Origin of the sequence: Pseudoalteromonas sp. H71 (assembly GCF_001468485.1) — a bacterium.
Lineage (GTDB): Bacteria > Pseudomonadota > Gammaproteobacteria > Enterobacterales > Alteromonadaceae > Pseudoalteromonas.
In genome coordinates this window covers 9,555-21,599 of sequence record NZ_LODI01000016.1, presented here as the reverse complement: position 1 = coordinate 21,599, position 12,045 = coordinate 9,555, and the positions used below count along the sequence as shown (strand labels likewise).

At 40.4% G+C, this 12,045-nt stretch carries 12 protein-coding genes; 7 read left to right on the top strand and 5 right to left on the bottom strand.

All coding sequences use genetic code 11. The annotated features are described in order from the left end of the window. Nucleotides 1-1,495 (bottom strand): alkyl hydroperoxide reductase subunit F (gene ahpF / locus ATS71_RS09380; RefSeq protein WP_235591457.1); only part of this gene is annotated, 1,495 nt, incomplete at its 3' end. 154 nt (nucleotides 1,496-1,649) lie between these two features. Beyond that, on the bottom strand, nucleotides 1,650-2,219 hold the full coding sequence (ahpC, locus tag ATS71_RS09375) for an alkyl hydroperoxide reductase subunit C (RefSeq protein WP_058404596.1): 570 nt from the start codon (nucleotides 2,217-2,219) through the stop codon (nucleotides 1,650-1,652). 263 nt (nucleotides 2,220-2,482) lie between these two features. Here ahpC and ATS71_RS09370 point away from each other — a divergent pair, with 263 nt between their 5' ends. The 3 genes from ATS71_RS09370 to ATS71_RS09360 all read left to right on the top strand — a co-directional run bounded on the left by ATS71_RS09370 (nucleotide 2,483) and on the right by ATS71_RS09360 (nucleotide 4,172). Beyond that, nucleotides 2,483-2,902 carry a DUF3429 domain-containing protein gene (locus tag ATS71_RS09370; RefSeq protein WP_058404595.1) on the top strand — a complete coding sequence of 140 codons (420 nt, stop codon included), beginning with the start codon at nucleotides 2,483-2,485 and terminating at the stop codon, nucleotides 2,900-2,902. Between the two features lie 67 nt (nucleotides 2,903-2,969). After that, entirely contained in the window at nucleotides 2,970-3,353 is a 384-nt protein-coding gene (locus tag ATS71_RS09365; RefSeq protein ID WP_058404594.1) for a hypothetical protein, read from the top strand. Between the two features lie 6 nt (nucleotides 3,354-3,359). Then, nucleotides 3,360-4,172: a class I SAM-dependent methyltransferase gene (locus tag ATS71_RS09360; RefSeq protein ID WP_058404593.1), complete on the top strand. Its 813-nt coding sequence runs from the start codon at nucleotides 3,360-3,362 to the stop codon at nucleotides 4,170-4,172. On the opposite strand, the gene ATS71_RS09355 is transcribed toward ATS71_RS09360, so the two are convergent. Beyond that, nucleotides 4,169-5,773, bottom strand: a complete 1,605-nt coding sequence (locus ATS71_RS09355; RefSeq protein WP_058404592.1) for a GMC family oxidoreductase — start codon at nucleotides 5,771-5,773, stop codon at nucleotides 4,169-4,171. The two genes, ATS71_RS09360 and ATS71_RS09355, sit on opposite strands and share 4 nt — an antisense overlap. A 95-nt stretch (nucleotides 5,774-5,868) precedes the next feature. On the opposite strand from ATS71_RS09355, the gene ATS71_RS09350 reads away from it, so the two are divergent. The 4 genes from ATS71_RS09350 to ATS71_RS09335 all read left to right on the top strand — a co-directional run bounded on the left by ATS71_RS09350 (nucleotide 5,869) and on the right by ATS71_RS09335 (nucleotide 10,177). Next, complete coding sequence (locus ATS71_RS09350) at nucleotides 5,869-6,900, top strand: AraC family transcriptional regulator (protein ID WP_058404591.1); 1,032 nt, start codon at nucleotides 5,869-5,871, stop codon at nucleotides 6,898-6,900. A 2-nt stretch (nucleotides 6,901-6,902) separates the two neighbouring features. Continuing rightward, nucleotides 6,903-7,898 carry a Gfo/Idh/MocA family protein gene (locus ATS71_RS09345; protein ID WP_058404590.1) on the top strand — a complete coding sequence of 332 codons (996 nt, stop codon included), beginning with the start codon at nucleotides 6,903-6,905 and terminating at the stop codon, nucleotides 7,896-7,898. Between the two features lie 471 nt (nucleotides 7,899-8,369). Continuing rightward, nucleotides 8,370-9,113, top strand: coding sequence for a FadR/GntR family transcriptional regulator (locus ATS71_RS09340; protein ID WP_058404589.1), 744 nt, complete (start codon nucleotides 8,370-8,372; stop codon nucleotides 9,111-9,113). Between the two features lie 206 nt (nucleotides 9,114-9,319). Then, nucleotides 9,320-10,177 (top strand): EamA family transporter, encoded by an 858-nt coding sequence (locus tag ATS71_RS09335; protein ID WP_058404588.1) that lies wholly within the window; start codon nucleotides 9,320-9,322, stop codon nucleotides 10,175-10,177. A gap of 37 nt (nucleotides 10,178-10,214) precedes the next feature. On the opposite strand, the gene ATS71_RS09330 is transcribed toward ATS71_RS09335, so the two are convergent. Together ATS71_RS09330 and ATS71_RS18990 are read right to left on the bottom strand one after the other, a co-directional pair. Continuing rightward, nucleotides 10,215-11,417 (bottom strand): MFS transporter, encoded by a 1,203-nt coding sequence (locus tag ATS71_RS09330; protein ID WP_058404587.1) that lies wholly within the window; start codon nucleotides 11,415-11,417, stop codon nucleotides 10,215-10,217. 55 nt (nucleotides 11,418-11,472) lie between these two features. Further along, on the bottom strand, nucleotides 11,473-12,045 hold a 573-nt coding region (locus tag ATS71_RS18990), incomplete at its 5' end, for an oxidoreductase (protein ID WP_235591456.1).

The window sequence follows — 12,045 nt, the reverse complement described above, 5'->3', positions numbered from 1 at the left end:
TCGCAATAATAATTTGTTTAAATGGGGTATTTGTTGCATCACCTGCGCCATAAACACCTGGTAATGACGTAGCACCTTTTGCATCAATTAATATTTCACCAAATTTACTTAGCTCTAAGTCACTAATTTTTAACCACTCAGTGTTAGGGATTAAGCCTATTTGAACAAAAATACCCGCTAAAGCAAGTGCCTTACTATCACCTGTTACTCGGTCTGTGTAAGTAAGTCCTGTCACCTTTTTACCATCGCCAAGTACTTCTGTAGTTTGGGCATTTTTAATAATAGTAATATTATTTAAGCTGTTTGCTTTGCGAATAAGTACTTCATCGGCACGTAATGAATCTGCAAACTCAAGTACTGTTACATGCTCAACAATGTTTGCTAAATCGATTGCGGCTTCAATACCAGAGTTACCACCACCAATTACAGCTACGGGCTTGCCTTTAAATAAAGGACCGTCACAATGCGGGCAGTATGCTACACCGTGTCCGCGGTACTCTTGCTCACCGGGAACGTTCATTTCGCGCCAGCGTGCACCGGTTGCTAAAACTAGCGATTTAGCTTTTAAAGTAGCCCCGTTTTCAAGCGTGATTTCGTACTTGTTATTAACGCGTTCAAGCCCTGCTGCACGTTGGTTATGCATTACGTCAACATCGTACTCTTTTACATGCTCTTCAAGCTGTGCAACAAGCTTAGGGCCTTCAGTGGATTTAACCGAAATAAAGTTTTCAATAGCTAATGTGTCAGCAACTTGCCCACCAAATCGCTCTGCAACAATACCGGTATTTAGCCCTTTACGTGCAGAATAAATAGCAGCTGATGCACCGGCAGGTCCGCCACCTACTACTAATACGTCAAATTCGTCTTTTTCGCTAAGTGCCGCAGCTTGGCGTGCTGCACCTTTACTATCTACTTTGTTTAATATGTCAGTTAGGCTTAATGCACCTTGGCTAAATGGTTCGCCATTTAAATAAACAGCCGGTACTGCTAAAATGTTGCGCTCTTCTACTTCCTCTTGAAATAGTGCGCCGTCAATCATTGTTGCTTTAATTTTGCTATTAGTCGCAGCCATTGTGTTTAACGCCTGCACTACTTGTGGGCACGTTTGGCAACTCAAGCTAATATAGATTTCAAAATTAAGTTCTTGATCAAGTGATTGTATTTGTTCAATGTCTTCGCTTTTTGCTTTACTTGCATGTCCGCCAGTATGTAAAAGCGCCAACACTAAACTTGTAAATTCGTGTCCCATCGGTACGCCTGCAAACGTAATGTGGGTGTTTTTAACCGGTGAATGTACAACCATAGACGGGCGTCGTGCGCTGGTATCAGGGTTGGTAACTACCGTAAACTTATCGCTTAATGATGCTAAGTCGTTTGCTAAGCTTTCAACTTCTGCTGATTTTTTGCTGTCGTCCAAGGCAATAAGCAGCTCAACAGGTTGAGTAAGCGATTCAAAATGGCTTTTTAATTGATTTTTAATGTTGTTATCTAACATGGCTTAACCCTTTTTAGGAAAATTTAAACAGCAAGCCTCCCATGCCAATAAACGCATGTGCTTAATTATCAAATTGAGATAGGAGGCACCAATAAACGAATATTTATTGGTTTAAGGGCAGTTGCCTGCCCTTATAGTAGGGATAAATCTATACTTAGATTTTACCAACTAGGTCTAGTGAAGGAGCAAGTGTGTCTTCACCTGGCTGCCAAGATGCAGGACAAACTTCACCGTCGTGAGTTGCAATGTATTGTGCAGCTTGTACTTTACGTACTAACTCTTTAGCGCTACGACCAATACCTAAATCGTGAGTTTCGATTACTTTGATTTCGCCCTCAGGGTTCATTACAAAAGTACCACGAAGTGCTAGACCTTCTTCTTCAATCATTACACCGAAGCTACGAGTAATACGGCCAGTTGGGTCGCCAATCATTGGGTAAGTAATTTTACCGATTGTGTCTGACGTATCGTGCCATGCTTTATGAGTGAAATGAGTATCAGTTGATACTGAGTAAACTTCTACGCCCATTTCTTGAAGCTGTGCGTAGTAATCTGCAAGGTCGCCTAGCTCTGTAGGACATACAAATGTGAAATCTGCTGGGTAAAAGAAGAAGATTGACCACTTACCAAGTACATCTTTTTCAGATACTTCTACAAAATCACCATTGTGGTATGCAGTTGCGTTGAAAGGTTGAATTTTTGTGTTGATTAATGAAGTGCTCATAGTATTCCTCATTTGTATTTAATGTATTAATTTAAGTTACCAAGCAAGGCTAGATTTGTTGGCTAACCTTGCTGGCTTGATTAATACAATAAGCCTATTGATAAACTAAATAAAATTGATTGTTTAGATTAAAACAATCGATTTTTAAGATGAAACTAAATTATAGATAGATTCGTATTTAATTTATTGCAACATATCGGTTTGCACACGCAAGGCTGATACAATTGCCTCGCTTACTATTAAAATATTCAGGGCACACTGTTATGAACAAGTTTATCAATCACATTCAATTAGGCTACCTTGGCCTAATTCCGTTTTTAGCCTGTTTAGCTTGGCCGCTAATGCTCGGTAGTAACAGTGTAAACTTAGAGTTTTTTACCTTTTATAGCATTGCTATACTTGCCTTTATGGCTGGTAACCTTTGGCATGCTGGGATGCAAAGCTATGCAGATGCAATAAAAGCGGTACTACCTGTTATTCCAGTACCATTTTTAGCATTTTTACCTATTGAATGGGTTTTAGGATGGTTATCGCTGAGTTTTTGGCTGGTTTTACTTTTTGAAAAATCTACACCACAATGGCAAACCTACCATAAAGACTATCAAAAAATGCGCTTTGTGCTCACGTCGGTCGTGTTTGTGTGCCACATATTTATTATTGGTATGAGTATTTACCCAAAATAGCAGCTATTACCTTAAATATTGCGCGGTAATAATGTACCATCCGCGCACAGCTATTTGAGGACTCACCATGATTGACCAATTACGCCAGCAGCTTAACGAACTTGGCGAAAATTACGTAGAAAAAAATGCCGCTTTTAAAATAAAGGTCATTCCATTTTTTTGCGCTATTAGCATAAAAAAAGATCACAAAAATGAAAATCGCCTCAACTTTTATTCAAACCAACTTATTGAGATATTTTTAGTTGTGTTACTCATATTATTTGGCGTAACGCTATATAAAGCAGAGGGCGGATTTACAGACGGCCCATTGCACTTTTCGTTTGCAATTGTGATCACCTTTAACCTACTTATTAAACAAATAGCCATCGAAGGCCTAAAAACAAGACTTGCCTTTGAACGTTTAAATGCGGCAAATAAACAAGCTCAAAACGTTCATAAGCAAGACACTTAGCACAGTATGTATTTAAACTCTAATTGGCGAATACTTACCGTTGGCGATGGCGACTTATCGTTTTCTCATGCAATTTATGAGCATGTAAAACCAAACACGTTGGTAGCCTCAACTTACGATAGCGCGCAAACCTTAGAACAAAAGTACCCTGATAACGCTTTAAATAAATTGCGTGAATGCAGTGTTGAAGTTCTTAATAGTTTTGATGTGACAAACAAAGCGTGTTGGCAAGCGTTAAAAAGTAATAATCAATGCTTTGACGTTGTTATTTTTCAGTTTCCACTTATTCCTGCATTTGTAGGTAAAAAGGAATATGAAGCTAATACTCGTCAATCAACTATGAATGTTTTAAATAGAGCCTTATTACATCAATTTATTAAATACGCCACTGAGTTTGCACTAAATCCAAATGGCCCAATGCTGTGCTTTATTACCTCTAAAGATGTAAAACCTTATCGTGAATGGAACATAGAAGGCAGTTTAAACGAACGTTTGAGCAGCGAGTACTGCGGCCAAATGCCATTTGATATATCACGTTTTTCGGGTTATAAAATTCGTAATGTTGACCGCGACAAACACGTTAAAGACACCAGCGGGATCACGTATGTATTTAGCCCAAAAAGTAGCTTTATAGAGCCACAATTAGCCAAACAATTAGTTAAGCCAAGCTACTTATCACCAAACCATTGCCCCCTTTGCCGAGTAGGGCCTTTTATAGCTGACGAAGACCAAATCAAACATTTTAAAGCTAAAAAGCACCTGCAAATGTTACGCCTAGAATCTGATTGGCAGCATTGGCTAAACACTTTTTATAGCTAACTATTGGCTGCCTTTATTAAGTCGGCAGCTTTTTCTGCAATCGCTATAACGGGTGCATTAGTGTTACCTGTGACAATTGTGGGCATTATTGACGCGTCAACAACACGTAAATTATTAACGCCATGCACTTTCAATGTGCTATCGACAACCGACATAGCATCATTACCCATTTTACACGTCCCAACGGGGTGATATTCGGTATCAGCTGTTTGGCGAATAAACTCTATTAGCTGCTGATCATTCTTTATATCCAGTGGGTAAACCATATCGGCACGAATTTCATCAAAGGCTGGGCTATTCATTATTGCGAGTGTTTTTTTCAAACCTAACAACATTATATTTAAGTCATCCGGGTGGCTCAAATAATTAGGATCAATAAGCGGGGCTGCGTGTGGGTCATTGTTTGCAAGCTTAATAGTCCCTCTACTTTTAGGTCGCATAATACTGCTATGAATACTGTACCCATGGCCATAATGTAACTTGCGACTATGATCGTCTACCAAACCAATTACAAATTCGAGTTGAACATCGGGTGCAGGTGAATCTTTAAATAATTTAATAAACGCATGAGACTCCGCAAAGTTACTTGTTAAACACCCGTTTCGTTTACTAAACCAATCTACAACCCCTTTGGCAACTTTAAGGGCACCTTTTAGGCTAATACCAAAGGTGCCCGCGCTATCATTAGCTTTAAAAAGTGGAACAACTGTAAGGTGGTCTTGTAAGTTTTGGCCGACCCCCTCTAACGCAACCTTCACATCAATGTCATGTAATTTTAAGTGGTCTGTTGGACCAACTCCCGAAAGCATTAACACCTGAGGCGAATTAATTGCGCCCGCACTTAAAATCACCTCTTTTTTAGCTGTTAACTCTATTTGCTTTTTATTCTGCTCTATTTGCACCCCTTGCGCGGTTTTATTTTTTATCTTTATTTTATTAACGTGGCAATGTGTGAGTACTGTTAAATTATGCCTATTTAAATTAGGTGTTAAATACGCCTTTGCGGCACTACAGCGTTCTCCATTATGCTGCGTAACCTGCGACAAACGTGCGCCACTTTGCTCTTCTGCGTTAATATCATTGCTTAATGATACTCCTTGTTCTACACAGGCATTTAAAAAATATTGATTAACAAAACTTGGCGCATTGAGGTCTTGCACATGAAGCGGCCCATCATCACCATGCAATGGGTGATTATTAAATGCTTTGTTGTTTTCAGCTTTTATAAAGTAAGGCAGCATATTTTTAAAACCCCAACCCGTGTTGCCCAAACTCTCCCATTGGTCGTAGTCGTATTTATTACCACGAATGTAAACCATTGCATTGATTGAACTTGAACCACCGAGCACTTTGCCTCTTGGTACAAAACCACACCGATTATTAAGTGCTTTCTGAGGTACCGTATTGTAATGCCAACTGTTAATACCATAAGGCACGCTGGCAGCAATTCCTGCTGGCATTTGAACAAAAGCGCTTTTATCTCCCCCGCCGGCTTCAATTAAACATACACTCACATTTTTATCTTCAGATAAACGCGAAGCAATAACACACCCAGCACTACCAGCCCCTATAACAATGTAATCAAATGTTGTGCTCTGCATGTGAGCCCTTATGAAAAATTAATACCTTATTAATACTGCATAGAAAAACACATCAAAACTTGATATTTTTAGACACCAAGTTGTTGGAGTAATGCATGAAAAATTTTATTAAGGCCACATCACTACAAGGGATAGACTCACTTGTTACGCACCTAGGCGGTGACATAACACAAATAATGACGCAACTTGGCCTTAACATTTGCTTTAATAACTTAGAGCAACAATACTTGCCCTATAGCACTTACGCCGAACTACTTGAGCATTGTGCACATACACTCAACTGCCCAAGCTTTGGGCTGCAACTGGCCAATAAGCAAAGCTTTGAAATACTTGGCCCTATTGCTATTGCAGCAAAAAGTAGCACTAATTTAGGTGATGCCCTTAACTGGGTTATTAAATATTTGCACCTACACACCCCAGCTTTAAGTTTAACTATTCATCCGTTAGAGGCTGATAAAACACTCTTTTTATCATTTCAAATAAACTTAAACCCTTTACCTAAAACAACCCAAGTTTTAGAACTAACTATCGGCCTTGCCATGGGAGTAATAAAAAAATTAAGTAATAACACCTGTAAACCACAAGCGGTATTCTTACCTCAAAAGCAACTTGCTAATACCCGCGCATATAACACTTACTTTGGCTGCAAAGTCACGCACAATAGAAATAGTGCCGGTATTGTTATTTTAAAAACAGATTTAGCATTATCAATTGCACAACCCCAGTACGATAAAGTACCTGCCGCGCTGCAGTTTTTAGCTCAAAGCGAACAGCAAAATCAATCCCTGCCAACTCAAGTAAGCGCGTTAATTAGGCCCATGTTGCCAATATATCAATGCACAAACGAAACCATAGCTGCAGCGCTGGGTATGCACCCCAGAACATTGCACAGAGAGTTAAATAAACACAACACAAGCTTTGTAAAACTAAAAGACTCAACCCGGCGCTCATTAGCTGCGCACTATTTGGCGCAAAACCATTACAGTATTTCAACCATCTCAGAGCTATTAGGTTATCAAGAACAAGCAACGCTTAGCGCCAGTGTAAAACGTTGGTTTGGTTATTCTCCGCGAGCATACAGAGCTAAAAAAATGATAAACTTAAATAAACATTATTCTAAGGAGTGAGTATGAACTTTGTAATTGTAGGTACTAATTTTATCAGCGACACATTACTTGACGCTGCTAATACCCTCGCTGATTTTAATTTGTACGGAGTTTGCTCTCGCGCGCTTTCAAGCGGTGAAGCATTTTTAGCAAAACACCCAAAAAGTAGCCAAGCAAAAATATTTACCCATATTGAACAAGTTTGCCAAGACGAACAGGTTGATGCAGTTTACATAGCCGCCCCCAATAGCTTACACAAACAATATGCGGTTATGTGCTTAAACGCTGGTAAACATGTACTTGGTGAAAAGCCATCGGCAGCCAATAGCCAAGAACTAAAAAATATCATCACCGCCGCTAAGCTAAACCAGTGCTTGTACATGGAAGCCATGATGACCACGCACTTGCCTAACTTTGCATTATTAAAAAATGCACTTTCTAAAATAGGCACCCCCAGAAAATTTATAGGGCAATATAGCCAGTACTCTTCGCGCTACGATAAATATAAAAATGGCGAACGCCCAAATACCTTTTTACCTGAATTTGCTAACGGTGCCTTGGTAGATTTAGGCATATACCCCCTTTACTTATTAATAGCGCTTTGGGGCGCACCGCAAAATGTAAATGCCAGTGGCGTATTACTCGATACTGGGGTCGACGGTGCTGGCGATGTGCTGCTTAATTATTCAAACAAGCAAGCCGTTATTAGCTACTCAAAAATTTCGCAAGGTGACAACATAACCGAAATACAGGGTGAACTGGGCAGAATTCGTATTGAAGCCGTATCGCAACTTAAAAAAGTAGAGTTTATTGCTAACAATGGCGAATCAGAAACCTTATCGGAAGAATTTGATGAGCATTTCATGAAATTTGAAGTTGCTCATTTTATGCAGTTAGTAGCAAAAAATCAGTGGGAGTCTAATGTAAACACATTCGCACTTTCACTAGATGTTATGAATGTACTTGACGAAGCTCGCAAACAGTTAGGCGTGATTTACCCTAACGATAAAACAGATTAATTTAAACCTCGACTGGGAGAAGTTGTATATGGGCGTTAACCAACGACAGTTAACGCCCATGGGGAAATGCAAATCACTATACCAACTGCACACTTGTTACCTACGCACATTTAAGTAACGATCCCCATCCGTGGGCAATCAATTTGATATAATGACCTAAAGTATTTACCAATTCCTAACTGATAATAGATCGACTACTCAATCCTAATCACAAAACAGCCATTACTAACCTTAACAGCATAAATCTAAACTAACACGAAAAAACATAACCAATCAAGCTGGCCAATTATGTAATTTTAAACTAAATTGGTATTACATAAATTAAACCAACTAACAATGTAGTTTTATAACCAAAACATAGGGCTAGAATTTTGACAAATTAGTGGGGTTTGGGGTAACCTTGTCGGTTAACAAATGTTATAAATTTTTAGACCTAAATGGTCAATATTCCTTAGGGTATGAAGGTACAATATGGGTAATCGTCGCTTATTTTGGCGCATTGTTGATAAAATAGAGTCTTTAATAAATCAAGGCGAATTTACTGCTGGGAGTCGTTTACCCCCTGAGCGTGAACTTGCAGAAATGTTTGACGTAAGTCGCCCAACAATTCGAGAAGCAATTATTGCATTAGAAGTACGTGGCCGGGTTGAAGTTAAAACCGGTTCAGGTGTGTATGTTGTTGAGCAAAAAAATGCCTCTATAAAATCAAAAGAGATCAGCGCATTTGAACTAACACAAGCCCGTGCGCTTATTGAAGGTGAAATTGCAGCACTGGCGGCTCAAAGCATTACAGAAGAAGAACTCGAGCAGCTAAACCAAACGCTAATAGCAATGGAAAAAGGCCTCTACGTAGAACAGGCTGACCGCGAATTTCATGAGATTATTGCCAAAGCAACACGAAATAAAGCACTTGAGTTTGCTGTTTCTAACTTATGGGATTTACGATTAAAAAACCCGCAAATTGTTGCCGATTACAGCAGCGTTTGTACTAACAATAACGAATGCGTAATGGATGAGCACACCGCGATTTATACTGCACTAAAAGCGCATGACGCCAGTGCCGCTCGTACTGCCATGCATAAACACTTTAACCGCTTAATTAATGCATTATTTGATGCAGTAGAAGCCCGCGCACTTGAAGAAATAAAGCGTAAAAATGACGAAAAACGCGGCCTGTACTCGTTAGACGGCTTAGTTAACAAAAACGCCCATTAAGTTTAAACATACTAGCAAATGCCTGTTTGCTAGTATGTTGCCTTTCATTAAATCCTACTCTAAACTGCCACACTTGTTTTTTAATCGCAAACACTTACCAATCGTACTAAAAGCAGATATTATCCCGCCACAAAATACAGCTATAGCATCTCAAACAGGGTAAGTTTACTAACCCCTATTAACAGTGCTTTACATTAGGGACGACAATGCAATCAAGCACCAAAGATTTCATATTAGCAATTGTTTGCTTATTAATTGCCATGATGACCATTCAATCGGGTGCATCGTTTGCAAAGCAACTATTCCCTATTGTTGGCCCCGAAGGGACAACCGCGCTTAGGCTTGGTTTTTCTGCACTTATATTATGTTTAGTATTTAAACCATGGAAGCATATACCCGCCAGAGGGAACCGCTTAGCTATTGTGGTTTATGGTTTAAGCCTAGGTGGAATGAACATTTTATTTTACTACGCAATTGAGCGTATCCCCTTAGGCATTGGTGTCGCACTAGAATTCACAGGCCCCCTCGCCGTTGCCTTGTTTTCTTCACGCCGTAAACGCGATTTATTTTGGGTTGCGTGTGCCATTGCCGGTATTTTACTTTTACTACCCGATATGAGCGGTAAAGACAGCCTAGATCCTGTTGGTGTTATTTTAGCCTTAGCAGCGGGTGCCTGTTGGGCAGGCTATATATTGTTTGGAAAAAAAACCGGAATGCAAAGCTCAGGTGGTGCAACGGTTGCCCTAGGTATGACAGTCGCAGCCATAGTGCTTGTGCCCTACGGAGGCATGATGCAAGCAAGCGCATTCACATGGGAAATTATTCCACTGGGAATTGGTATTGCAGTTTTATCTAGCGCGTTACCCTACACGTTAGAAATGGTTGCACTTCGTAATATGCCTTCACAAGGCTTTAGCATCATGATGAGCCTTGAACCTGCCATTGCATCACTCGCTGCCTTTGTTATTTTGGGCGAGCTACTAACAATATGGCAGTGGTTAGCAATTTTATTAGTTATTATTGCCTCAGCAGGAAGCTCCTTCTCTGGCGAGTCAAAAAAGTAGCCTAAGCCGAAAAGCCATCAACTAAGATGGCTTTTTGTTAAACTAAATGTGCTTTTTGTTTTGCCCTTTTAGCAGAAAAAATAAAACCTAATAACGCAATAAGCGGCATAGCAGCTGCAAATAAGGCAATACTTTCCCACCCACCAAATTCATATAATGGGCTAGCAATTAACGAACCAATAGCCCCGCCCAAAAATATACTGGTCATATAAATGGCGTTTAGCCGAGCGCGGCTTTGTGGTTCAAGTGAGTATATTACCCGTTGACCAAGTACCATATTAGCTTGCACTGCAAAATCAATAAATACACCCGTAAGCGCCAATATAATAATGCCGTTTGGTAAATCAAATAAGCTAGGTAAAAAGCACACCACCGCGATAACTTTAGCTAATAACGACATTTCGTAGGTATAGCCTTTGTCAGCTAAGCGCCCAACAATAGGCGCTGCAACGGCCCCCGCGGCACCAACTAAAGCAAACAATGCTATTTGCGTTTGCGAAAAACCATATTCTCGGGCTAGTACAACGGGCACTGTGGTCCAAAACACGCTAAACGACGCAAACATTAACCCTTGATAAAACGCGCGTTGACGAAGCACAGGTTGGCTCAATAACAACGACTTCAGTGACCTCAATAACGCAAAGTAGCTTGTTTTATGCGTTGGCAACCTTGTGGGTATAACAAAGTAAATAACCAAGGAGATAAACACCATACACCCCGCAGCAAAAAAGAACACGGCACGCCAGCCAAAATGATCAGCAATTAGGCTGGCCACAGGTCTTGCTAGCAATATACCTAGCAAAAGCCCCGCCATAATATTGCCCAAAACTTGCCCACGCTTTTCGTCTGACGATAAATGTGCCGCCAACGGAATAAGTACCTGCACCGATACCGAGCTTGCCCCCACCAGCAAACACAAAATCAACATGGCGTTTGGTGTTTGAACAACCCCCACTCCAATTAAGCTAAAAAATGTAACAGACAGGGTAATCAACATTAACCGTTTATTTTCAACTAAGTCAGCTAGCGGCACTAAAAAAAATAATCCAATGGCATAGCCAATTTGGGTTAATGACACAATAAAACTAGCACTGTGTGCACTTAATCCAACATCGGGGGCTAACAATTCTATAATAGGCTGCGCATAATAAATATTGGCAACAATTAACCCACAACACAGCGCAACAACACTCACAAGAGCTCTGCTTATTTGCACAGGCTCGGCGCTTAATTTAGACATGGCATTCTCAAAATAAATGAAATAAAACCTCAAGCAACTGAGGTTGGCTATTAAGTCACTTTATGGGCGACGGCTTTCCATATGGGCTTGAGCGTAAATATTGTTTAGGCGCACTTACTGTGGCACCAAGTTCAGCGGCAGCATGCCATGGCCAGTGTGGGTTGTATAAAATACCTCTCGCTAATGCGACTGCATCGGCTTGTTGCTCTTTTAAAATATTTTCTGCCTGTTGCGCTTCGGTAATTAAACCCACCGCAATAACCGACATACTAACCGCTTTTTTTATTGCCGTAGCAAAAGGAATTTGAAAGCCAGGCTCAACAGGAATTTGCTGTAAAGGGCTTAAACCTGCGGTGCTTACATGAATAAAATCGCACCCTGCGTCATCTAACGCTTGAGCAAGTGTAATACTTTGTTGTAGATCCCAACCACCCTCAACCCAATCAGTCGCTGAGATGCGAATACCGACTGGTTTACTAGGGTTAAACTCAGTGCGCACGGCGTTAAATACCTCCATTACAATTCGCATTCTATTGGCGAGGCTACCGCCGTATTCATCGTCACGCTTATTTGTAATTGGCGACAAAAACTGGTGTAGCAAATACCCATGTGCACCATGTAATTCGAT

Coding starts and splice junctions, on each gene's coding strand:
- ATS71_RS09330 (WP_058404587.1), bottom strand. CDS start 11,417: ATGTCTAAATTAAGCGCCGAGCCTGTGCAAATAAGCAGAGCTCTTGTG.
- ATS71_RS09340 (WP_058404589.1), top strand. CDS start 8,370: ATGGGTAATCGTCGCTTATTTTGGCGCATTGTTGATAAAATAGAGTCT.
- ahpC (WP_058404596.1), bottom strand. CDS start 2,219: ATGAGCACTTCATTAATCAACACAAAAATTCAACCTTTCAACGCAACT.
- ATS71_RS09350 (WP_058404591.1), top strand. CDS start 5,869: ATGAAAAATTTTATTAAGGCCACATCACTACAAGGGATAGACTCACTT.
- ATS71_RS09360 (WP_058404593.1), top strand. CDS start 3,360: ATGTATTTAAACTCTAATTGGCGAATACTTACCGTTGGCGATGGCGAC.
- ATS71_RS09335 (WP_058404588.1), top strand. CDS start 9,320: ATGCAATCAAGCACCAAAGATTTCATATTAGCAATTGTTTGCTTATTA.
- ATS71_RS09365 (WP_058404594.1), top strand. CDS start 2,970: ATGATTGACCAATTACGCCAGCAGCTTAACGAACTTGGCGAAAATTAC.
- ATS71_RS09370 (WP_058404595.1), top strand. CDS start 2,483: ATGAACAAGTTTATCAATCACATTCAATTAGGCTACCTTGGCCTAATT.
- ATS71_RS09345 (WP_058404590.1), top strand. CDS start 6,903: ATGAACTTTGTAATTGTAGGTACTAATTTTATCAGCGACACATTACTT.
- ATS71_RS09355 (WP_058404592.1), bottom strand. CDS start 5,773: ATGCAGAGCACAACATTTGATTACATTGTTATAGGGGCTGGTAGTGCT.